Origin of the sequence: Stenotrophomonas maltophilia group sp. RNC7 (assembly GCF_030910085.1) — a bacterium.
Classification (GTDB): Bacteria; Pseudomonadota; Gammaproteobacteria; order Xanthomonadales; family Xanthomonadaceae; genus Stenotrophomonas; species Stenotrophomonas sepilia.
The window spans coordinates 18153-41075 of the sequence record NZ_JAVFVN010000955.1; the positions used below are offsets into that span (position 1 = coordinate 18153).

Annotated in this window: 20 protein-coding genes and 1 pseudogene; 14 read left to right on the forward strand and 7 right to left on the reverse strand. The window is 67.6% G+C overall.

Annotated features, from left to right (window positions below; all coding sequences use genetic code 11):
• Nucleotides 1–69: 69 nt before the first annotated feature.
• Complete coding sequence (gene asnB / locus RCF13_RS24855) at nucleotides 70–1761, reverse strand: asparagine synthase B (protein ID WP_072166802.1); 1692 nt, start codon at nucleotides 1759–1761, stop codon at nucleotides 70–72.
• Nucleotides 1762–2101: 340 nt separating this feature from the next.
• Here asnB and RCF13_RS24860 point away from each other — a divergent pair.
• Nucleotides 2102–2979 (forward strand): annotated as a pseudogene (locus tag RCF13_RS24860) (tetratricopeptide repeat protein).
• Between the two features lie 132 nt (nucleotides 2980–3111).
• On the opposite strand, the gene dapE reads toward RCF13_RS24860, so the two are convergent.
• From dapE to map, 6 genes are read right to left on the reverse strand one after another with little or no spacing between them, the layout of a single operon-like run.
• Nucleotides 3112–4239, reverse strand: a complete 1128-nt coding sequence (gene dapE / locus RCF13_RS24865) for a succinyl-diaminopimelate desuccinylase (protein WP_134968656.1) — start codon at nucleotides 4237–4239, stop codon at nucleotides 3112–3114.
• On the reverse strand, nucleotides 4236–4607 hold the full coding sequence (locus tag RCF13_RS24870; protein WP_172412123.1) for an arsenate reductase: 372 nt from the start codon (nucleotides 4605–4607) through the stop codon (nucleotides 4236–4238). The genes dapE and RCF13_RS24870 overlap by 4 nt, the downstream gene beginning before the upstream one ends.
• 31 nt (nucleotides 4608–4638) lie before the next feature.
• Nucleotides 4639–5505, reverse strand: a complete 867-nt coding sequence (locus RCF13_RS24875) for a hypothetical protein (protein WP_231352631.1) — start codon at nucleotides 5503–5505, stop codon at nucleotides 4639–4641.
• 2 nt (nucleotides 5506–5507) lie between these two features.
• Nucleotides 5508–6587, reverse strand: coding sequence for a 2,3,4,5-tetrahydropyridine-2,6-dicarboxylate N-succinyltransferase (gene dapD / locus RCF13_RS24880; protein WP_061480189.1), 1080 nt, complete (start codon nucleotides 6585–6587; stop codon nucleotides 5508–5510).
• Nucleotides 6587–9214 (reverse strand): [protein-PII] uridylyltransferase, encoded by a 2628-nt coding sequence (locus tag RCF13_RS24885; protein ID WP_231352630.1) that lies wholly within the window; start codon nucleotides 9212–9214, stop codon nucleotides 6587–6589. The genes dapD and RCF13_RS24885 overlap by 1 nt, the downstream gene beginning before the upstream one ends.
• Before the next feature lie 2 nt (nucleotides 9215–9216).
• A complete protein-coding gene (gene map, locus RCF13_RS24890; protein ID WP_032954052.1) occupies nucleotides 9217–10059 on the reverse strand; it encodes a type I methionyl aminopeptidase in 843 nt (280 codons plus the stop codon).
• Nucleotides 10060–10232: 173 nt separating this feature from the next.
• Between map and RCF13_RS24895 the strand changes: the two genes are divergently transcribed.
• The 13 genes from RCF13_RS24895 (at nucleotide 10233) to RCF13_RS24955 (ending at nucleotide 22923) form a co-directional block, all read left to right on the forward strand.
• Entirely contained in the window at nucleotides 10233–10763 is a 531-nt protein-coding gene (locus tag RCF13_RS24895; RefSeq protein ID WP_061480187.1) for a spore coat U domain-containing protein, read from the forward strand.
• Complete coding sequence (locus RCF13_RS24900) at nucleotides 10763–11512, forward strand: molecular chaperone (protein WP_072166808.1); 750 nt, start codon at nucleotides 10763–10765, stop codon at nucleotides 11510–11512. The genes RCF13_RS24895 and RCF13_RS24900 overlap by 1 nt, the downstream gene beginning before the upstream one ends.
• Before the next feature lie 7 nt (nucleotides 11513–11519).
• Complete coding sequence (locus RCF13_RS24905) at nucleotides 11520–13892, forward strand: fimbria/pilus outer membrane usher protein (RefSeq protein ID WP_231352629.1); 2373 nt, start codon at nucleotides 11520–11522, stop codon at nucleotides 13890–13892.
• Nucleotides 13889–14926: a spore coat U domain-containing protein gene (locus RCF13_RS24910; protein ID WP_134968332.1), complete on the forward strand. Its 1038-nt coding sequence runs from the start codon at nucleotides 13889–13891 to the stop codon at nucleotides 14924–14926. Before RCF13_RS24905 ends, RCF13_RS24910 begins: the two co-directional genes overlap by 4 nt.
• Nucleotides 14927–15078: 152 nt before the next feature.
• Complete coding sequence (locus RCF13_RS24915) at nucleotides 15079–15297, forward strand: hypothetical protein (RefSeq protein WP_061480195.1); 219 nt, start codon at nucleotides 15079–15081, stop codon at nucleotides 15295–15297.
• The gene (locus RCF13_RS24920; protein WP_231352627.1) at nucleotides 15297–15995 is read left to right on the forward strand and encodes a molecular chaperone; all 699 of its coding nucleotides are present in this window, start codon (nucleotides 15297–15299) and stop codon (nucleotides 15993–15995) included. The genes RCF13_RS24915 and RCF13_RS24920 overlap by 1 nt, the downstream gene beginning before the upstream one ends.
• A gap of 219 nt (nucleotides 15996–16214) precedes the next feature.
• Nucleotides 16215–17021, forward strand: coding sequence for a 30S ribosomal protein S2 (rpsB, locus tag RCF13_RS24925; protein WP_005408748.1), 807 nt, complete (start codon nucleotides 16215–16217; stop codon nucleotides 17019–17021).
• Between the two features lie 125 nt (nucleotides 17022–17146).
• A complete protein-coding gene (gene tsf, locus RCF13_RS24930) occupies nucleotides 17147–18022 on the forward strand; it encodes a translation elongation factor Ts (RefSeq protein WP_061480182.1) in 876 nt (291 codons plus the stop codon).
• A gap of 259 nt (nucleotides 18023–18281) precedes the next feature.
• Nucleotides 18282–19817 carry a GGDEF domain-containing protein gene (locus tag RCF13_RS24935; protein ID WP_308141627.1) on the forward strand — a complete coding sequence of 512 codons (1536 nt, stop codon included), beginning with the start codon at nucleotides 18282–18284 and terminating at the stop codon, nucleotides 19815–19817.
• A gap of 120 nt (nucleotides 19818–19937) precedes the next feature.
• Nucleotides 19938–20666 (forward strand): UMP kinase, encoded by a 729-nt coding sequence (gene pyrH, locus RCF13_RS24940; RefSeq protein ID WP_005415854.1) that lies wholly within the window; start codon nucleotides 19938–19940, stop codon nucleotides 20664–20666.
• 96 nt (nucleotides 20667–20762) lie between these two features.
• Entirely contained in the window at nucleotides 20763–21317 is a 555-nt protein-coding gene (frr, locus tag RCF13_RS24945; RefSeq protein ID WP_061480180.1) for a ribosome recycling factor, read from the forward strand.
• A gap of 5 nt (nucleotides 21318–21322) precedes the next feature.
• Nucleotides 21323–22090 (forward strand): polyprenyl diphosphate synthase, encoded by a 768-nt coding sequence (uppS, locus tag RCF13_RS24950; protein WP_049412139.1) that lies wholly within the window; start codon nucleotides 21323–21325, stop codon nucleotides 22088–22090.
• The gene (locus tag RCF13_RS24955; protein WP_061480179.1) at nucleotides 22087–22923 is read left to right on the forward strand and encodes a phosphatidate cytidylyltransferase; all 837 of its coding nucleotides are present in this window, start codon (nucleotides 22087–22089) and stop codon (nucleotides 22921–22923) included. Before uppS ends, RCF13_RS24955 begins: the two co-directional genes overlap by 4 nt.

Below are 22923 nucleotides of genomic sequence, written 5' to 3' on the forward strand. Positions count from 1 at the left end.
AGGGGACGGAGGGGATTAAGTCGTTAGTGGCACAAGCGCCCCGGCCCCCCTCCGTCCCTTTTTCGGGGCTTACGCCAGTGCCTGCTCGTGCACGCCAGCGATCGCGCGCCCCGACGGATCTGCAGCTGCGGCGAAGCTGGCATCCCAAGCGATCGCCGCCGGCGACGAGCAGGCGATGGACTTGCCACCCGGCACGGTCTCGGCGGCCGCACGGCTCGGGAAGAACTGCTCGAACAGATGACGGTAGTAGTAGGCCTCCTTGGTCTGCGGCGGGTTGTGCGGGAAGCGCTTGTCGGCCGCTGCCAGCACACGGTCGCTCACCTGAGCTTCGGCATGCGCCTTCAGCCCGTCGATCCAGCCATAGCCAACGCCATCGCTGAACTGCTCCTTCTGCCGCCACAGGATGCTGTCCGGCAGGTAGCCTTCGAACGCCTCGCGCAGCACCGCCTTCTCGATGCGGCGGCCACCAAAGCCCGCACCGACCATCTTGTGCGCGGCGTCGAAGCGCATCGCCACATCGAGAAATTCGCGATCCAGGAACGGCACACGCGGCTCCACGCCCCAGGCCATCATCGACTTGTTGGCGCGCAGGCAGTCGTAGTTGTGCAGCGCGTCGAGCTTGCGTACCAGTTCGTCGTGGAATTCACGCGCATCCGGCGCCTTGTGGAAATACAGGTAGCCACCAAAGATCTCGTCGCTGCCCTCGCCGGAAAGCACCATCTTCACCCCCATTGCCTTGATCCGCCGTGCCAGCAGGAACATCGGCGTCGATGCGCGGATGGTGGTGACGTCATAGGTTTCGATATGGCGGATCACTTCCGGCAGTGCATCAAGGCCCTCCTCGAACGTGTACTCGAAACCGTGATGCACGGTGCCCAGCGCTTCGGCGGCGATCGCTGCGGCGGCCAGATCGGGCGAGCCCTTCAAGCCGATCGCGAACGAGTGCAGGCGCGGCCACCAGGCTTCGGTCTGTCCCCCATCCTCGATGCGACGACGTGCATAGCGCGCGGCCACCGCCGCCACCAGCGACGAGTCAAGGCCACCGGACAGCAGCACGCCGTACGGCACATCGCTCATCAGCTGGCGCTCCACCGCATGCTCGAAGGCCTGGCGCAGTTCAGCCAGATCGGCCTGGCGACCCTGCACGTCAGCGTAGTCGCGCCACGGCTGCTGGTAGTAGCGCACCAGCTCACCGCTGGCACTGTCGAAATAATGGCCCGGCGGGAACTGGGCGACGTCGGCACAGGTATCGACCAGTGCCTTCATTTCCGAGGCCACTCGCAGACGTCCCTGGGCATCGTGGCCCCAGTACAGCGGCACCACGCCGACCGGGTCACGCGCCACCAGCACACGACCGGCACCACGGTCCCACAGCGCGAACGCGAAGATGCCATTGAGCTGCTCCAGCCACTGCGCCGGCGAAGCGCCCTGGCGGTACAGCGCATTGATCACTTCACAGTCCGAACCGGTCTGGAAGTCATAGGCGGTGGTCAGTGCGGCCTTCAGTTGCTGGTGGTTGTAGATCTCGCCGTTGACCGCCAGCGCCAGCTGGCCGTCGGCCGACAGCAGCGGTTGCGAGCCGCCGGCCGGGTCGACGATGGCCAGCCGCTCGTGGACCAGCAGCGCACCTTCGTCAAGATACACGCCGCTCCAGTCCGGGCCGCGGTGGCGCTGGCGCTGCGACAGTTCCAGCGCATGGCGGCGCAGGGCCGGAAGATCGTCACCGGCCTGCAGGCCGAAGATTCCGAAGATCGAACACATGGGGGAGCTCCTGTTGGGGGAATTTCACGGGTGGGAGGGTGTTCGACCGGCCATCCAGGCCCGGGTGGGGCTGCGCCCGGGCACAAAAAAACCCGCATCGACCGATGCGGGTTTTCTGGTGTCCGGGCGTGTGTTGCTGTCTATCTACCCAGGGCGCAGTCCCGCATCGGCCGCGCACGATTATTCGCGCGCAGATTATTGCGGTTGTTGTTATTGACGGCGGTGGCCAGGCGGATCGACATGGCATCGACCCTACCCCGGTTTCCGGCACGGCGCAACCGTTGCGTTGGCAACCACTCCCCGGCGCGCATAATGGCCCGCCGTGAAACGTGTAATGGAAATGCAACACCGCACTGGACGCAGCGCCGCGCTGGCCGCCCTGCCCTGTCTGGGCCTGGCCGCCTGCCAGACCCTGCTCCGGCCGTCGCCCCTGCCGCCGGCTCAGCTGCGGGGCCTGGAACAACGCGGCACCGACGGCAGCTTCGAGGGTGCCTTTGATACCGCGCAGACCTTCGAACACTTCAACGATCCGCGCGCCATCGACTACTACGAGCGCGCCGCAGCGGTCACGCCCTCGACCCTCCACAACACCAGGGCGGAAGAAGCACTGGGCAGGATCTGGATCTCCGGCACGCTGCGCCATGCCGACAGCCCCCACATCAACCCGGCACCGGTGCTGCGCGCGTCCTGGCGATGCGGTGAACGTGCCTATCTGGCGGCCGCCGACCACGGCAATCCCTATGCGTTCCACGAACTCGCCAAGGCCTATCGCCAGCAAGGCGACGCGCAACAGGCACTGCGCTGGGACCTGCGCGGAATGATCTACGAGCGCTATCCGGGTTCATCGTCACGACGGCCGGATGCGGTCGCCGCACAGGGTGACACCGTGCATCCACGGGTTGCGCAGATCCAGCGTCGCGCCGACGTGGCGATGCCGACGCACAGGTCGATCTGGGCGCGCTGCTGGAAAAGGGCGTAGGCCTGCCACGCGATCCTGCGCGTGCGCTGCAGCTGTACCAGCGCGCCGGTGCGAAGGGCAATGTGTTCGGCCAGTACTTCGCCGGGCTGCTGCTGGGCCGCGGTGCGCCGGGCGTGGAGAAGGACACCGACGCAGCGGCGCTCTGGTTCGCCGGGGCCGAAGCGCAGGACTTCTACATGGCCGCGCCGAGTTACTGGAAGAAGGCGGTCGAGCCGCCGTTCTTCCTCTTTTCGGAATAGTAGAGCCGAGCCATGCTCGGCTGCTTCTGCCGGGCAAAACCAGCCGAGCATGGCTCGGCTCTACAGGGATGCAGCCCCGGCGGGATGCGTGCCGACCAACGGTCGGCACCCACCATTCTCACCCCACCGTCCTCACACCAGCAGCCGTTCCACCAGGTTCTGGTACAGCCCGGGCAGTGCTTCCAGTTCGTCCACGCGCACGTTCTCGTCCACCTGATGGATGCTGGCGTTGACCGGCCCCACTTCGATGCACTGCGCGCCCAATGGCGCGATGAAGCGGGCATCGGACGTGCCGCCGCCAGTGCTTTCCTCCGGTGCACGGCCGATGTGCTCGGCCAGCACCGCACGCGCAGTGGCGCGCAGGGTGCCTTCCGGGGTGTAGAACGGTTCGCCGCTGCGATGCCACTTCAGCGTGTACTGCAGGGCATGCCGATCCAGCAGCGCGGTGATCTCCGCTTCCAGTTTCGGCGCATCCCAGTGCGGGTTGTAGCGGATGTTGAAATCCACTTCGAGCTCGCCGGGAATCACATTGTTGGCGCCCGTACCGGCATGGATGTTGGAGACCTGCAGGCTGGTCGGCGGGAAACTCTCGTAGCCGTCATCCCAGCGCCGTGCGCTCAACTCGGCCAGGGCGGGCGCCGCCTGGTGGATCGGGTTGTGTGCCTTCTCCGGGTACGCCACATGGCCCTGTACGCCCTGCACCCGCAGCTTGGCCGACAGGCTGCCACGACGACCCACGCGCAGCAGGTCACCGAGCGTCGCGGTCGACGACGGCTCGCCGGTGATGCACCAGTCGATGCGTTGGCCGCGCTCGGCGAACAGCCGTGCGACGTGGCGCACGCCATCGATGGCATCGCCCTCCTCGTCGCTGGTCAGCAGCACCGCCAGCGTGCCGGGGTGATCGGGATGCGCGGCAACGAACTGCTCGGCCGCCACCACGAACGCCGCCACGCTGCCCTTCATGTCGGCGGTGCCGCGACCATACAGCACGCCATCACGGATCGTCGGCGTGAAAGGATCGCTGGTCCAGGCCTCGCGCGGCCCCGTCGGCACCACATCGGTATGGCCCAGCAACACCAGTACCGGCGCGCCCTGGCCATGGGTCGCCCACAGGTTGTCGACCTCGCCCAGCCGCAGGTGATCGCACTGGAACCCGGCCTGCTTCAAGCGTGCCGCCAGCAGTGCCTGGCAGCCGGCATCATCGGGCGTCACCGAGGGCCGTGCGATCAGCTCGCAGGTCAGGTCGAGGACCGCGCTCACGCGTCACCCACGCCGAAGCGGGCCTTGAAGCCATTGTCACTGAAACCCTGGCTGACCGTGCCGTCGGCGGTGACCACCAGCGGGCGCTTGATCAGCTGCGGGTACTCGCGCAGCAGCAGCTTCCATTCGGCCTCGGAATCGGCGGCCTTGCGGTTGTCCGGCAGCTGCCGCCAGGTGGTGGAGGACCTGTTGACCATCGCGGCCAGGCCACCCAGCTGCTCAGCCCACGCCAGCAGTGTTTCCGGGCTGGGCTTGTTGTCGCGGTAGTCAACGAAGGTGTACGGCACGCCGAAGCGGTCCAGCCACTTGGTCGCCTTCTTGCAGGTATCGCAGTTCTTCAAACCGTAGACAGTGGTGCTCATGGCCATCTGTGATGCTGGAAAACAGAGGCCCAGAATCTCACAACAGGCGCTCGGACACGACCCGGAACGGTACCCTTGGCAGCCGGAAGGCCATCCCCTCGTGCAGCGCCACGTCCATCGCCTGCAGGCGCGGGCACTGCAGTTCGCCTTCCAGCTGCAGCGGCTGCAGGCTGTCGACATCCACCGGCAGCGCGATGCGGGTGCTGGCCCAGCGCCGGTCACAGGTGCGCGCAACGGCCTCATCCTGGCAGGTCAGGAAGCGCAGCAGGGCCTGATGGCCACCGAAGGCCCCCCGCCACGCCCCGTCCTCCCAGCCCGCAGCGGCCCGCCACTGCAGGTGCAGGGCAGGCGCACTGCCCTGCCCGCCTTCGATCAGGGTGTGCCCATCGCCATCGGCGCGCACCACATGCTCGAAGCGCGTGGACAGGTGGGGCTGCATGGCATCGCTGAAAGCGCGCGCGCCGGCGACGAAGGCCAGCTGGTCCATCACGTTGCGATCGAACAGCACCACCGGGGCCCCGCCTGGATCATCGTCACGGCGCAGGTACCAGCGCCAGTTGCTCTGCCTTGGCGACGGCATCAAGCAGCGCAACGGTCCCGCCAGCACCGGCCCGAAATGGCCATGGCGATAGCTGAGAACGGTGTAAGGCGTGCGTCCAGCATGGACCACGTAGTGATGGCCAGGTGGCACTGGCGGGGCATGGCGCACATCGACCCACCAGCTCGCGTAGATCACGTCGCGCACGTCGCTGGCCAGCACCGGCATCGGCCAGCGCCGCGACAGTGCCCGGCGCAACCGGGTCCAGCGCGGAGCGTGCAGCAGGCGCGGCAGCATCCGTCCGAGCGCGTTGTCGGACGGATGCAGGTAGATCGCGGACTGCGCCAGGTCCTCCGGCGCACTCACCTTCAGTCGGCCAGGCCGCGCAGCAGGTCGTTGACGCTGGTCTTGCTGCGGGTCTTGGCATCAACCTGCTTGACGATCACCGCGCAGTACAGCGAGTGGGTGCCGTCCTTGCTCGGCAGCGAGCCGGACACCACCACGCTGTACGGCGGGATGTAGCCGTAGCTGATCTCGCCGGTGGCGCGGTTGTAGATGCGGGTGCTCTGGCTGAGGAACACGCCCATGCCGATCACGCTGTGGTGGCCGACCACCACGCCTTCCACCACTTCCGAACGCGCACCGATGAAACAGTGGTCCTCGATGATGGTCGGGCTGGCCTGCAGCGGCTCCAGTACGCCGCCGATGCCGGCGCCGCCGGACAGGTGGCAGTGCTGGCCGATCTGCGCGCAGGAACCGACGGTGGCCCAGGTGTCGACCATGGTGCCTTCGCCGACGTAGGCGCCGATGTTGGTGAAGCTCGGCATCAACACTACGTCCTTGCCGAAGTACGTGCCGCGGCGGGCGATCGCACCGGGCACCACGCGCACGCCGCCACGGCGGAACTTCGCTTCGTCATAGCCGGCGAAGCGCGATTCGACCTTGTCCCAGAACGGTGCCGGTCGTGCATCGACCACCGCCATGTCGTTGACGCGGAAATACAGCAGCACGGCCTTCTTCAGCCACTCGTTGACCTTCCAGCCGCCCTGGCCGTCCGGCTCGGCGACGCGGAATTCACCGCTCTCGAGACCGTCGATCACGCGGTTGACCAGCGGCCTGGTCGAGCCTTCCAGCTCATGCAGGGTCAAGGTGGCGCGGCGCTCGAAGGCGCTCTCGATGCCGAACCTGAGTTCTTCCACGCCGGGTGCCGACGGCTTGCGCAGCGACTTGCGGGCGATGGTTTCGGCGCGGACGGCTTCGGCGCTCTTGGCCGGGGCCGGCTTCTTCACAGCACGCTTGACCGCAGCCGTTTTCTTCGCCGGGGCCTTCACCGCAGCGGCCTTCTTCGGCGCAGTGGCCTTCTTTGCGGCCGGTGCGGCTGCAGCAGGTTTCCGGGCCGCTGCGCTCTTCGGGGTCGCGGCGGTCTTCTTGGCGGGCTTGGTGGCCATCAGGCGGGGTCTCCGGCGTTTCGATCAGGGTCCAGGCAGGCCAGCATTGCGTCATGCAGCTGCTGCCGGGCAGGTTCAGTCAGGGGGAGGTCGTGTTCGTCACTGATCACGAAGGTGTCTTCGGCGCGCTCGCCGAACGTGGCAATGCGCGCATCATGCACGCGCAGGCCCTGGTTGCGCAGCACGAACGCCACATCGGCCAGCAGGCCGGGACGGTCGGGAGCGACCAGGGCAAAACGGGTTGCGCCCGGTTCATCGCGGAACTCGATGCGCGGGGCGAAGCGGAAGTGCCGCAGTTGCCGAGGTACCACACGGCGCGACGGCCGCAGGCGCGACAGGTCACCACTGAGTGCCTCGCGCAGCGCCGCCTCCAGGTTGGCGCTGCTGCCATCGGCAAACGTGTCGGCCGGGTTCACTTCGAAGGTATCGAAGATGGTATCGGCCGGACCGTCCAGCACGCGTGCGCGGTGAATGCCATAGCCCTTGCGGTCCAGGGTCATCACGATCGCGGCGAACAGGCCGTCGCGGTCGGGCGAGTGCACGAACACTTCCAGCGCCGGGTCATCCACACTGATCCGGCGCACCTTCACCAGCGCCTGGCCCTGCTTCACCGGTACCAGCGCGGCTGCCTGCCAGGCCAGCTGCTCGGGGCGCAGACGAATGAAGCCCTCATCCGGCATCACCGCGAACTGGCGATCGATGGTGGCGTCGTCGTAACCCTGCTCGCGCACCAGTGCGCGCACGCTGTCACGTGCCTCGGCCACGCGTTCGGCGGCCGGTACCGGATGCTCCAGCCCCTCGCGCAGCGCGCGCCGGGTGGCGAAGTACAGGTCGGCCAGCAGGCGGTCCTTCCAGGCATTCCACAGCTTCGGGCTGGTGCCGGCGATGTCGGCACAGGTCAGCAGGTACAGGTAGTCCAGGCGGTCGCGGCTGCCGACCAGGGTGGCGAAGCGATGGATCACCACCGGATCGGCGATGTCCTGCTTCTGCGCGGTCACCGACATGCGCAGATGCTGTTCGACCAGCCATGCCACCAGCTCGGTATCGGTGCCACTGAGCGCATGCGCCTGGCAGAACGCACGCGCGTCCACCGCACCCAGCTCCGAGTGGTCGCCGCCGCGGCCCTTGGCGATGTCATGGAACAGGCCGGCCAGCAGCAGCAGTTCCGGCTTGCGCAGGCGGGGCCACACTTCGTGCGCGATCGAGAAGCGCTCGTCGGCACGGCTGCTGGCGAACAGGCCGATGTTGCGCAGGACCATCAGCGTGTGCTGGTCGACCGTATAGACATGGAACAGGTCGAACTGCATGCGCCCGCTGACCTGGGCAAACGCGGGGATCCACTGGCCAAGCACGCCCAGCCGCGCCATGCGCGAAAGCGTGTCGACCGGGCGCTGGCCGCGCAGCAGGGACAGGAACTGCTCGCGTGCATCGGCATCGGCCTGGTCGTAGGCCGGCAACAACGGCAGTGCTTCGGCCAGCGCGCGCGCAGTCAGCGAATGCAGGCCTCGCACCTGTGGATTGTTGGCCCAGCTGGAAAACAGGGCGAACACCTGGCCGATGTCACCGCGCGGCCAGTCGGCCTCGTTCGCGGCCAGGTAGCCGCGGCGCAGGGAGAAGCCTACGGTCAGCGGTTCCGGCTGGGCCTCGCCATCGAACTGCTCCTCGAAGCGCTGCAGCAGGCGGTCGCTGATCCGGCGCACCACCAGTGCGGCGCGGTAGAAGCCCTGCATCATTTTCTCGACACCGAGATTCTCGGCATCGTCTTCGAAGCCCAGGCGCGCGGCCAGGGTCTTCTGGTAATCGAAGCGCAACCGTTCTTCCGGGCGGCGCGCGACCAGGTGCAGGCCGAAGCGCAGCCGCGCCAGCACCGCACGCTCGCGCTTCAGCGCAGCCGCTTCGTCGGCGCCCAGGTGGCCCAGGCCGACCAGCGCTTCCAGGTCGCGTACGCCGAAGGCGCGCAGCGCCATCCAGCCCAGCGTGTTGAGATCGCGCAGGCCGCCGGGACCATCCTTGAGATCCGGTTCCAGGTTGTCGGCAGTGTCGCCGAAGCGCTGGTGGCGGTTGCGCAGCTCTTCCAGCTTGGCCAGGAAGAAGGCACGCGCCGGCCACAGCTCGCGGTCGTCGATGGCCTCGCGCAGCGCACGGCGCGCTGCATCATCAGCCAGGATCGGACGCGCCTCGATCAGCGCGGTCAGCACGGTCTGGTCAGCCGCCGCCTCGCGGCACTGCAATGCAGAACGCACCGCATGGCTGACCGCCAATCCGCAGTCCCACAGCAGCGCGAACAGGCGTGCCAATGCCGCTTCATGCGCCCGTTGTGCGGGCGGGTCGCCGAACACCAGCAGGTCGATGTCCGAACGCGGAAACAGTTCACCCCGGCCATAGCCACCGACCGCGAACAGCGACAGGCCGCTGTCGGCCGGCAGGCAACGCTGCCAGGCCAGGCGGATCAGATGGTCGGCCGCGCGCGCCCGCAGCGCCAGCAGGCGCTCAATGTTGTCGCCCTGGTCGAAGCGGCGATACAGGCGCGCGTCGGCCTGCTGCAGCGCCTGGCGCGCGGCAGCAGCCCAGTCCGGGTCGTTGAGCGACGCGGCCGGCGTGTCCAGCAGCGAACTCGCCGGCAGCATCGTCAGGAAACCTGCGACTCGCCCGGCGACAGCGTCAGCACGTCGACGCCGGTCTCGGTGACCGCGACCATGTGCTCCCACTGCGCCGACAGCTTGCGGTCCTTGGTCACCACGGTCCAGCCATCCGGCAGCACCTTGTTGTAGCGGGTGCCCTCGTTGATCATCGGTTCGATGGTGAAGGTCATGCCCGGCTGCAGCACCAGGCCCTGGCCCGGGCGGCCGTAATGCACCACCTGCGGCTCATCGTGGTAGACCTTGCCGATGCCGTGGCCGCAGTACTCGCGCACCACGCTGAAACGCTCGCCTTCGGCATAGCTCTGGATGGCATGGCCGATGTCGCCCAGGGTGGCGCCCGGGCGCACCGCGCGGATGCCGCGCCACATGGCTTCGTAGGTGGTTTCCACCAGGCGGCGGGCCATTACCGACGGGGTGCCGACGAAGTACATGCGGCTGGTGTCGCCGTGCCAGCCATCCTTGATGACGGTGACGTCGATGTTGATGATGTCGCCATCCTTGAGCACCTTCCCTTCGCTGGGGATGCCATGGCAGATGACGTTATTGACCGAGGTGCACACGGTCTTCGGGAAGCCGCGGTAGCCGACGTTGGCCGGAATCGCGCCCTGCACGTTCACGATGTGGTCGTGGCAGATGCGGTCCAGTTCCTCGGTGGTGACACCGGGCTTGACGTGGGGGGTGACGATGTCGAGCACTTCGCTGGCCAGGCGGCCGGCGATGCGCATCATCTCGATTTCCTGCGGGGTTTTCAGATTCACGCTCATGGCACCCATTATCGCCGATCCGGCCGCAATCTGAACGAACGCCACCCAACTGCCGATCCGGGTCATGCACGGTTCCGGCAAGGAAAGTGAAAGCGTGATGGTCTCCGCTCTTTCGTCTGCCTAATTATCACGGATTACAGACACTTACGCCTCCTAAGCTGGATCCACCGTCGTCAAAGCGGCACCGAACGTGCCGTCTTCGCCTTGTTCAACGGACCTTCGGGTCAGGGAGGTTGTTCATGCGATCCCCAGTTCGATCCCCGCTGGCATGGGCCGTGGCCGGGTTCCTGCTGTCCAGCCCGGCACTGGCCGCCGATACCACCACCTTCAATGTCACCCTGGTGGTCACCAAGGCCTGCACCATCACCGCGGCGGCGGCCACCAACGTGGACTTCGGCACCGCGGCCTCGACCACCGCCACGCCCACCCTGGGCCAGGGCACGGTGACCGCGCAGTGCTCGGCACTGACCCCGTACACGATTTCGCTGAATGCGGGCGCCAATGCCGGCACCGCCAACGACGTCACCACCCGCCGGATGAAGAACACCAACGCCGCGGTGACCGCCAACAACTATGTCGGCTACCAGCTCTACCAGGATGCCGCACACACCCTGGTCTGGGGTGCCACAACCGGCACCAACACCCAGGCCGGCATCGGCACAGGCCTGGCCGTGCCCTACATCGTCTACGGCCAGATCCTGAACCTGAGCACCAACAACCCGGCCGCCGGTAGCTACCTGGATACGGTTACCGCCACGATCACCTATTGATGGAGCACGCCCGCATGGCCGGATCCCGCCCGTGGCGCGCCACCGGCGTGGCGCTGCTCGCCCTGTACCTGCTTGCCATCGCGGCCGCCGGCGCCACCAGCCTGCAGGTGGCCCCGACCAGCCTGCAGCTGGAAGCCCGCCAGCGTGCCGGCGAATTGTGGCTGACCAACAGCGGCACCTCACCGGTGAAGCTGCAGGTACGCGTGTTCCGCTGGGTGCAGCAGGACGGCCAGGAACAGCTGCTGCCCACCGATGCGTTGATGGCCACTCCGCCAATGCAGGAACTGGCCGCCGGACAGCAGCAGCTGGTGCGGGTCATGCGTGCGGACAAGGAACCGCCAGCGGCACAGCAACATTACCGCCTGATCGTTGACGAGGTGCCCGACCTGGCCATCCGCGCGGGTGGCATGCAGTTCGTCCTGCGCTATTCGATCCCGGTGTTCGTGCAGCCCTCGGCCGGCACGCTGGCGCCGCAGCTGCAGGCCCGGCTGGTAAAGCTGGCGGACGGCCGCAACGGCGTCGAAGTAGCCAATTCGGGCAACAGTTACGCTCAGATCGCCGATCTCGCGCTGGGCAGCGCCACGCGCCCACGCATCGTCCATCCTGGACTGCTGGGCTACGTACTGCCCGGTCAGGTGATGCGCTGGCCGATCGAACGCACGGCGATCGACCGCGACAACGACCAGATCACGGCCAAGCTCAATGGCGAGTCGGAACAGACGCCACTGTCGCCCCCACCGGCTCGCTGAGGCGTTGATGGGCGCGTTGCTGGCTGCCCTGGCTCCCGCGGCGACCGAGGCCGCCGATGTGTCCGGCGTGGCCACGGCGGCTGATGTATCCGGCGTGTCGGCCGATGCGATCCTGCCCGCCCCCACCCCACTGACCGCCAGCCAGACGCTGTACCTGGATGTGTCGCTCAACAGCACGCCGCGCGGCCTGCTGCCGTTCACCGAGAACCGTGGCCGGCTGCAGGCCAGCCCCGAAGTGCTGCGCCAGCTCGGCTTCAACGCCAGCGGCGATGCACCGGTCTACCTGGACCAGATCAGCGGTGCGGTGGTGCGCTACGACGCCCACATGCAGACCCTGGCGCTGGACGTGCCGCTGGACCAGCTGACACTGCCGACCACCGTGCTCAGCCGCCCGCAGACGCGCGCCCCCACCAGCAGCGCCTCGCCCGGCGTGCTGCTCAACTACAACGTCTACGGCAGCCGGGTGGACACGCTCGGCAACCTCAGCCTGAGCTCGGAGCTGCGCGTATTCGGCGTCGGCAATGGCACTTTCGAGAACACCGCCATCAGCCGCCGCTACCAGCAACCCGGCGACCGCCATTGGCGCGGCGAGAGCGTGCGCCTGGACACGCGCTGGAGCCTGGATTTCCCCGATAGCGCAACGACCCTGGAGATCGGCGATTTCTACAGCGGGTTCGTCGACTGGACCCGCCCCGTGCGCCTGGGTGGCCTGCAGATCGGCCGCAACTATGGCCTGCAGCCCTACCGCGTGCTGACGCCCACGCCGAGTTTCCTCGGCCAGGCCGTGGTGCCCTCCACTGTCGAGCTGTATGTCGATGGCCTGCGCCAGTACAGCGGGCAGGTGCCGATCGGTCCCTTCCAGCTCGCAGCACAGCCCGGCATCAGCGGCACCGGCAACGCGCAGGTGGTGGTGACCGACGCATTCGGCCGCATGCAGACGCTGGACTTCAGCTTCTACGGCACCCAGCAGCTGCTGGCCAAGGGCCTGTCGGACTGGTCGGTCGGCGTCGGCCACCTGCGCCGGGATTTCGGCGAGCGCTCCTTCGCCTATGACGATCGCACGGTGGCCAGCGCCAGCTGGCGCGGCGGTGTCACCGACACGTTCACCGGCGAGGCGCATGCCGAAGGCGGCGGCGGCCTGGCCCAGGGCGGCATTGGCGGCTGGTGGTTGCTCGGCGCCGCCGGCGTGTTCAATGCCGCCTATGCGCACAGTGACTACCACGGCCTGCAGGGTGGGCAATGGGCGCTGGGCTACAGCTGGAACAACCGTCGCTTCAACGTCAATCTGCGCAGCGTGCGCAGCCACGGCGACTACCGCGACCTGGGCGCGCTGCAGGGCAACCTGCCACCAAGCATCAGCGAGCAGGCCACGGTCGGCCTGGACCTGCTGCGGCTGGGCACGCTCAGCGCCAGCTATCTGCGCCTGCGCTACCCCGACGGCGACGACAATCGCTATGCCAGCCTGTTCTGGTCGCGCACCTGGAGCCAACGCTGGTCGGCCTACCTGTCAGTGAACCAGAACCTCGACCGCAGCGATGACCGCAGCATCTACCTGTCGATGACTGCCAGCCTGGGCAACAATCGCCAGGCCAGCCTCTCCAGCCAGCGCAACGGCGACAGCCAGAGCTGGGTCGCGGACGTGACCCAGCCGGTGCCCGGCGATGGCAGCGCCGGCGGCGTCGGCTGGCGCGCGCAGCTGCGCCACGGCGAGGACGGCAACGGCGGCCTGGCCGAGGTCGGCATCCTCAACGATGTCGGCCGCTATTCTTTCGGTGCCTCGCGCCAGGGCGGGCTCAACCATGCCTACGCCAGTGCCAGCGGCAGCCTGGTGTGGATGGGCGGGCACGCCTTCGCCACGCGCGAGGTATCCGATGCGTTCGCGGTGATCAGCACCAGTGGCGTCGGCGGCGTCCCGGTACGGCTGGAGAACCGCCTGATCGGTGTCACCGACGATCGCGGCCTGCTGCTGGTCAGTCCGTTGCTGTCCTGGCAGCGCAACCGGGTCTCGATCGACACCCTGGACCTGCCCGAAGACATGCGTGCCGACCGCATCGAGGACTGGGTCACGCCGCGCCAGCGCGCCGGCACCCGCGTGACCTTCCAGCTGCGTTCGCGGTCGTCACTGAGCCTGACCCTGCTGGCGATGGACGGCCAGCCTCTGGAGGTGGGCAGCGAGGTGCAGCTGCCTGACGGTCGCCAGGCCACGGTCGGCTACGACGGCCTGCTCTATCTGGAAGACGTCGCCGCCGGCAGCGTGCTGTACGTCACCACCAGCCATGGCCCGTGCCGGGTGAAGGTACCGGACCCGCCCAAGGTGGTGGCGTCCGGTGCCCGCCCGAAGCCGGCACCGCAGCAGTGCATTCCGGAGGTGGCGCCATGAAGGTGCTGCTGCTCGTCCTGCTGCTGTGGGCCGGCCTGCTGGCAGCGGCGCCGGCCGGTGCCACCGCGGTCTGCACGGCGGTCGCCAATCCGACCCTGCCGTTCGGCAACATCAACAGCAATGCACCCGGCCCGAGCACGGCCAACCTCAACATCACGGTGACCTGCACCACCGCCGCGCTGAGCCTGCTGGCCACCACCGGCGTGCGCGTCTGCGTGGGCATCGGCGCAGGCAGTGGCGGCGGCAGCAGTTCCACGTTCCGCACGATGGCCACCTCCACCGGCGACACGATGAATTTCCAGCTATATAACAACGCCAGCTTCGGCCAGGTCACTGGCCTGGTCCCGCGCGGCACGCCGCCAGCGCAGGAGCTGACCATGAGCTACAACGTACCGCTGCTGACCGGCGGCAGTGGTGCGCAGACTGTGCAGCTGTTCGGTCAGATTCCGGCCAACCAGGTCCTGGCCTCCGGCGCGTACAGCAGCACCTTCAGCGGCGCCAGCGTGGTGCTGACCTGGGCCTGGAACGAAGTCCTGCTCGGCACCGCCACCGTTCCCGCCACCTGCAACGGCGGCGCCACCGGTACCAACAGCGCGAGCGCGGCCTTCAGTTTCACCGCCACCGCCAACGTGCTGCCGCAGTGCGGCAGCTACGTCACCACCAACATGAATTTCGGCAACGTCACCGGCGGCATCCCGGCCAACATCGACCAGACCGCCACCCTGACCCTGACCTGCCTGAAGAACACCGCCTTCCAGGTCGGCCTGAACAACGGCCAGAACAATCCCGCCGCCACCACCACCCGGCGCATGGCCACCACCATCGGCAGCGGCACCTACTACCTGCCCTACGAGCTGTACCGGGATCCGGCACGAAGCCAGCGCTGGGGCAACACCCTGACGGTCGACACGGCCAGCAGCACCGGCACCGGAAGCGCACAGCAGCTGACCATCTACGGCCGGGTACCGCCGGTCACCGGCCAGCCCCCGGCCGGCACCTACAACGACCTGGTGACGGTGACGATCACCTACTGACCTGCGTACCGACCAACGGTCGGCACCCACCGGACGAAGGCCGTGCCGAGCGCGGGCTCGGCGCTACAGTTGCGGCGCATCCGGCCGATACCGCGCAGCGAGTCTTTCAGCACGGTGGGTGGCAGGTGGTTCGCGCATTTCTGATCGGGGCGATGCTGGTCGCCAGCACGCCGGCCCGCGCCGAACCGCGCAGCAGCACGCTGCAGATCCGGCTGACCGTGGTCGAATCCTGCAGCGACGATGCCGGCGCTCCCCGTTGCGCGGCGCCACACCAGCGCAGTGACGCCCCCAAGGTGCCGCCCCAGGTCCGCGACCTCGCACCACCGGCGACAGACGACAGCGCAATGCCCTCCGTGACCCTCATCTACTGATGCGCGCGCTGCTGATCCTGCTTGGACTGCTGCTGGCGCAGCCCTCGGCGGCGCTGGAGCTGTTGCCGACCACCCTGCAGCTACCCGCCGAAGGCGGCCGCGCCGAACTATGGCTGCGCAATCCGGGGCCCGGCCGCTGGCAGGGCCAGGTGCAGGTGCTGGCCTGGGAGCAGCAACTGGACGCCGAACGACTGCAGCCCAGCGACCGGATCCGGGTCAGCCCCGCGCGGCTGGACCTGGCCCCTGGCAGCACCCAGCGCGTCTGGCTGCTGCCAGGCGGTCCGCCAGCATCGGTGGGTGAACAGGCCTATCGGATCGTACTGGCGCCGGCCTTGCCGGGATTGCCCCGCTACTCGCTGCCGTTGTTCCGCGGCCCAGCGGCGCCAGCGCTGCAGGCCCGGCTGCAGGCCCGCGTCGAGGCACATGGGCCTCAGGCCATGCTGCGACTCAGCAATTCCAGTACGCTGCATGGCCGCCTGCACGATCTGCGGTTCACAGCGGCCGACGGCCAATCGTCGCTGCTGGTGGCCGGGCTGGCCGGCTACATCCTCGCAGGCCATGAACGCCGCTGGCCCCTGCCTGCCCGCCCCGATGGCTATGTGGGCGGCCACTTCCGGGCCCGCCTGCAGGACGGCCGCGAGGTCGATCTGGCCGCATCTGACCCTGCCATTGCAGCGGACGCCCCCAGCGGGCTATAATCGACCGGATTCCTGCCGCCTGCGTGCGCGGGAGCCCGTCCACACCGGACGTCACCGGTGAATCCACACCTGCTGCCCCCATCCGTGCCGGGGTGCTCCGCAAGGAGTTCGGCCACGGAGGCAACAGGGAAGCCCAACCCCGGAACCGATCGCGCTTCCACGCGTCCCGCATACCTATCCCGCGGGCGGAATCGCTGGTTCCATATCAGGAGTATTGCAATGCCCCAGGTCACCATGCGTCAGATGCTGGAAGCCGGCGTCCACTTCGGCCACCAGACCCGCTACTGGAACCCGAAGATGGCTCCGTACATCTTCGGCGCCCGCGGCAAGATCCACATCATCAACCTGGAAAAGACCGTCCCGCTGTTCAACGATGCGATGAACTTCATCTCGTCGGTTGCCCAGAAGCGCGGCACCGTCCTGTTCCTGGGCACCAAGCGCAGCGCCCGCGAAACCATCAAGGAAGAAGCCGAGCGTTGCGGCATGCCGTTCATGAACCAGCGTTGGCTGGGCGGCACCCTGACCAACTTCCGTACCGTCAAGCAGTCGGTTGCCCGCCTGAAGGAACTGGAAGCCGGTGAAACCGACGGCACCTTCGAGAAGCTGGTCAAGCACGAAGTGCTGGGCCTGCGTCGCGAGCGCGACAAGCTGGAAGCCTCGCTGGGCGGCATCAAGGACATGAACCGTCTGCCGGACGCCATCTTCGTGATCGACATCGGCCACGAAGACATCGCGATCAAGGAAGCCAAGAAGCTGGGCATTCCGGTCATCGCCGTGGTCGACACCAACTACAACCCGGAACTGGTGGACTACGCCATCCCGGGCAACGACGACGCCATCCGCGCTGTGCAGCTGTACGCCCGCGCCGCTGCCGACGCCGTGCTGGAAGGCAAGGCCGCTGCGCCGCACGCCGCTTCGGTGCGCGAGGAAGAGTTCGCGGAAGCCGCTGCTGAAGGCGAAGAGAAGCCGGCCCGCCGCGCTCCGGCCAAGAAGGCTGCCAAGAAGGGCGACGACGCCCAGGCCTGATCCAGGCCCCGGGTGGACGCCCGGCGTCCACCCTCCCTGCACGCAGCCCCTGGCGCGTGACAGGACCGTGTCACACGGGCCGGCCACCATGCCGGCCCAACCCCTTTCTTTCGTGAGGTAATCCCGTGGAAATCACTGCTTCCCTGGTCAAGGAACTGCGCGAGCGCACCGGCGCCGGCATGATGGAATGCAAGAAGGCGCTTACCGAAGCCAACGGCGACATCAACGCCGCTGCTGAAGCCATGCGCAAGTCCGGCGCTGCCAAGGCCGACAAGAAGGCTGACCGCGTGGCCGCCGAAGGCCGTCTGGGCCTGGCCCAGGACGGCGGCAAGGCCGTGCTGGTCGAAGTCAACTCGGAAACCGACTTCGTCGCCAACGACGACAACTTCAAGACCTTCGTCAACGCCGTCGCCGCTGCCGCCCTGGCATCGGGCGCCAACGACGTCGAAGCCGTGAAGGCCGCCACGCTGGCCGACGGCCGCACCGTTGAAGAAGCCCGCGCCACCGCCGTGCAGACCCTGGGCGAGAACATCCAGATCCGCCGCATGGTCAAGGTCGACACCACCGGCAACATCGGTGCCTACGTCCACACCAACGGCAAGGTTGGCGTGCTGGTCGACCTGATCGGCGGCGACGTCGAGCTGGCCCGTGGCCTGGCGATGCACGTGGCCGCGCTGAAGCCGCCGCACAACAAGGCTGCGGACGTTCCGGCCGAGTTCGTTGAAAAGGAAAAGGAAATCGAGCTGGCCAAGATGACCGAGAAGGACAAGGCCAAGCCGGCCGACATCCTGGAAAAGATCATCAGCGGCAAGATCAACAAGATCGTCAGCGACGTGACCCTGTACGGCCAGACCTACGTGCTGGGCGACACCACCGTCGAGCAGGTGGTCAAGGCCGCTGGTGCGGACGTGGCAGGCTTCAAGCTGCTGATCGTCGGCGAAGGCATCGAAAAGGTGGTGGAAGACTACGCCGCCGAAGTTGCCAAGGCGATGCAGGTCTGATTCCAGCCCTCCGGCTGTGAAGCGACCAGAAGGAGCCGCGGGAAACCGCGGCTCTTTTTTTATGCATGGGCCCAGGGATTAACCCATGGCCCATCGGTGGGTGCGCACCGTCGGTGCGCACAACCGGCACCTTTGCGTTGCGCTCGAATCAAGCCGATACTCAGTCGCAGGGAATCCTCAGTCACTTAGCAGGAACGAAAATCGCGGACTGTGATGCATTCCTAGGTATTCTTGTCCCAATGGAATTGAACGACCCGACATGCCTCCCGAGCTGACAGCTGCCCTGGCGCTCTGCCGCAACCTGCCTTCGCCACCCGGTATTGCCCTGCGCATCATCGAACTGGCTCAGGACCCGGAAGCGGACATCGCCACCGCCGCCGACATCATCGCCATCGACATGGCGCTGAGCGCTCGCATGCTGCGCATCGCCAATTCGCCGCTGTATGCCAGCCGCCGCCGCATCGAGAACCTCGGCCAGGCGCTGACCATGCTGGGCCTGAACGCCACGATCAGCCTCGCCCTCGGCTTCACCGTCACCCAGGGCCTGACCGGCGGTGGCGCCGATCATGACCTGCGCCAGCGCGCGTGGAAGCGCAGCATCCTCAGTGCCCTGGCCGCCAGCCAACTGGGCCAGGCGCGCGGCCTGCGCCGGCTGGAGGAGCTGATGCTGGCCGGACTGCTGCAGGACCTGGGCGTGCTGTGCCTGGCCCAGGCCGAGTCGGAGCGCTACCTGCCACTGCTGCGCGAGGCACGCGACAACATCGACCTGGTTTCCCGCGAGCGCGAGGCGCTGGGCTGCAGCCACGCCGACGTCGGCGCCTGGGTGGCCGAGCAATGGGGCCTGCCACGTTACCTGGTGGAGAGCATCAGCCACAGCGAGGACGAGGACGCCGCCGAATCGCCATTCCAGGTCTGCGTGCAACTGTCCGGCGCAGTGGCCGACATCTGGCTGGATAACGATGCCGATGCCGCGCGCGAGCGCGCACTGCAGCAGGTGCACGACCGCCTGGAGCTGGACAGCGCGCGCTTCGACCAGGTGCTGGCCCGCATCAGCGAGGCCTTGCCCGACATCGCCAGCCTGTTCGATGCCAGCCTCAATTCGCCGGCGCGGGTACGCGAGCTGATCGATCACGCGCAGGAACTGGCCACGCTGCGCAACCTGCGCGAACTGCAGGATGCCGACCAGGCACGCCGCCGTGCCGACGAATTCGAGGCGCGCGCCAAGCGCCTGGCCGACCAGGCCCATCGTGATGCATTGACAGGCGTGCTCAACCGCCGCCAGCTGGAAGCGGTGCTGGAGGAGAAATTCCTGCGTGCCGGCCGCCAGGGCTGGCCACTGTCGGTGGCCTTCATCGACCTGGACGACTTCAAGAAGATCAACGACGCCCACGGCCACCTGACCGGCGACGAGGTGCTGCGCGCCTTCGCCGGCAAGCTGCAGGGCCAGTTGCGCAACAGCGACACCGTGGCCCGCTTCGGCGGCGAGGAGTTCGTCGCGCTGCTGCCCAACACCAGCGAAAGCGTGGCCCTGGACGTGATCCGCCGGGTGCTGGCCAACATCGTCGCCACGCCGATGGCCGAGCTGGAGGGTGGTCCGCTGTTCGTCACCTTCTCCGCCGGCGTGGCCACCCAAGGCGGCTACGAGCGCTTCGCCGACGTCCAGGACCTGCTGCGCGCGGCCGACGACGTGCTGTACCGCTCCAAGAACCTGGGCCGCAACCGGGTGATCGCCCGCTCGCCGGGGGCGCTGGGCCATGACGAGCTGTCGGCCACGGCCAGCGCCGAACTGGGCTGAACGGGACGCCCCGGCCGACCGGGCGAACCACCGGATTCTGCGCCGCAGTGCACAAAACACTTTGGCACAACGCCGCATGCGCGTAGAATCGCCCGCGATTTCCACGCACCCGAGGTCCCCATGTCCAAGCTCGCCTATCGCCGCATCCTTCTGAAACTGTCCGGGGAGGCGCTGATGGGAGACGAGGACTACGGCATCGACCCGAAGATCATCAATCGCCTCGCCCGTGAGGTCATCGAAGCCCAGCAGGCCGGTGCCGAGGTCGCGCTGGTGATCGGAGGTGGCAACATCTTCCGCGGCGCCGGTCTGGCCGCCGGCGGCATGGACCGCGTAACCGGCGACCAGATGGGCATGCTGGCCACCGTCATCAACGCCCTGGCCATGCAGGACGCCCTCGAGAAGCTGGGTGCCAAGGCCCGGGTGATGAGCGCGATCAAGATCAACGACGTGTGCGAGGACTACATCCGCCGCCGCGCCATCCGCCACCTGGAAAAGGGCCGCCTGGTGATCTTCGCTGCCGGCGTCGGCAGCCCGTTCTTCACCACCGACTCCGGCGCCGCGCTGCGCGCGATCGAGATCGGCGCTGACCTGCTGCTGAAGGCCACCAAGGTCGATGGCGTGTACGACAAGGACCCGAACAAGCACAGCGATGCGGTCCGCTTCGACAGCCTGAGCTACGACGAAGTGATCCGCCGCGGCCTGGAAGTGATGGACACGGCGGCCTTCGCTCTGGCCCGCGACAGCGACCTGCCGATGCGCGTGTTCGACATGGGCCAGCCGGGCGAACTGCTGAAGATCCTCAACGGCGCGAACATCGGCACCCTGGTCCAGGGCCGCGACCCGGCCTGAGCCTGAGCGCAAAGCGACAACCGGGCCGATTCAGGCCCGGCAGCGTCCCGTATTCGCCTATAATCGCCCGATTCCAGATACATCCAGGACCGGGCGATGCTCAACGACATCAAGAACAACGCGCAGACGCGCATGGCCAAGAGCATTGACGCTCTGAAGCACACCCTCACCTCCATCCGGACCGGCCGTGCCACCCCGGCCCTGCTGGACCGCGTGACGGTCAGCGCCTATGGCAACGCCAGCACCCCGCTGAACCAGGTCGCGTCGATCTCCAACGCCGACGCCCACTCGCTGCTGGTCACCCCGTTCGACAAAGGCATGATCAAGGAGATCGAAAAGGGTCTCTACAACGCCGAGTTCACTCCGAACACGCTGGGCACCGCGATCCGCATCAACATGCCGCCGCCGACCGAAGAGCGCCGCAAGGAGCTGGTCAAGCAGGTGCAGAAGGAAGGGGAAGGCGCCAAGATCGCGATCCGCAACATCCGTCAGGACGCGAACAAGGAAATCGCCAAGCTGGTCAAGGACAAGGCGATCAGCGAAGACGAGAAGAAGCGCGGCGAAGACGACATCCAGAAGCTGACCGACGCCAACATCAAGGACGTCGACAAGGTCGTTTCCGACAAGGAAAAAGAACTGCTGTCGGTCTGAAGTCGATGCCTTCAGTCCCGCCTCCGTTGCCTGCCTCCCTGCCCCGCCACATTGCCATCATCATGGATGGCAATGGGCGTTGGGCACAGCAGCGCCGTCGCCCCCGCGTGATCGGCCACCGTGCCGGCGCGCGCGCGGTCAACCGCACCATCGAGCGCTGCCTTGAACTGGGCATTCCGGCGCTGACCCTGTTCGCCTTCTCCAGCGAGAACTGGGGCCGGCCGCAGGAGGAAGTGGACGCGCTGATGAAGCTGTTCCTCGGTGCACTCGACCGCGAAGTGGACGAGCTGCACCGGCGTGGCGTGCGCGTGCGCTTCATCGGCGAACGCGAGCGCTTCGGCGCCGGGCTGGTCAGCCGCATGCAGCTGGCCGAGCAGCGCACCGCCGACAACACCACCCTGACCCTGTCGATCGCCGCCAGCTACGGTGGCCGCCAGGACATCGCCCGCGCCGCGCGCGCCCTGGCCGTCGAAGTGGCGGCCGGTCGCCTTCTGCCCGAGCAGATCGATGAATCGCTGCTGGGCAGCCAGGTGGCCCTGGCCGACCTGCCGCCTCCGGACCTGTTCATCCGCACCGGCGGCGACACCCGCATCAGCAACTTCCTGCTGTGGCAGCTCGCCTATACCGAACTGTGGTTCACCGAGGCCCTGTGGCCGGACTTCGACGCCGGGCAGCTGCAGCAGGCGCTCGACGCCTATGCCGGTCGCGAGCGTCGTTTCGGCCTGACCAGCGCCCAGATTGCCGCACTGGCCACCGAGACTTCCAGCCCATGACCAAGACCCGAGTCCTTGCCGCGCTGATCATGGCGCCGCTAGCCATTGCGGCGATCCTGCTGCTGCCTACGCAATGGCTGGCCGCCGCCGCCGCCGCCGTGCTGCTGATCGGCCTGTGGGAATGGCTGAAGCTGGCCGGTATCGAAGACACCCTGGCGCGCACTGTGCTGCTGGTGCTGAACCTGCTGCTGATGGTGCTGCTGGTCTGGGCCGATGGCAGCACCCTGGTCCTGTTCCAGATAACCACGCTGGCCGGCGTTGCCTGGTGGCTGGCCGCGCTGGTCTGGTTGCGCTTCTTCAACTTCGGTGCGCAGCCGTCGGCACCCTCGCGGATCCTGAAGATGCTGGCCGGTACCCTGGCCATCGTGCCGGCGTGGGCCGCGCTGGTGCTGATCCATGCCGGCGGCGATCCGCCGGGCCAGCAGGGCCACCTGTGGCTGCTGGCTGCGCTGGCGCTGGTGTGGGCGGCCGACTCGGGCGCCTATTTCGCTGGCCGCCATTTCGGCAAGCACAAGCTGGCGCCGCGGATCAGCCCCAACAAGACCTGGGAAGGCCTGTTCGGCGGCCTGCTGGCCGGTGTCGCCGTGGCCCTCGGCCTGGGCTGGCTGGCTGGCATCGATGCCGCACACCTGCCCGGCCTGTTGATCACCGCGGTGGTGGCGGTGTTCGCCTCGGTCCTGGGCGACCTGTTCGAGAGCCTGATCAAGCGCCATGCAGGCGCCAAGGACTCGGGCCACCTGATCCCAGGCCACGGTGGCGTGCTCGACCGAGTCGACGGCGTCCTCGCCGCCGTGCCGGTGTTCGCGCTGGGCAAGGAAATCTTCGGGTTCTGA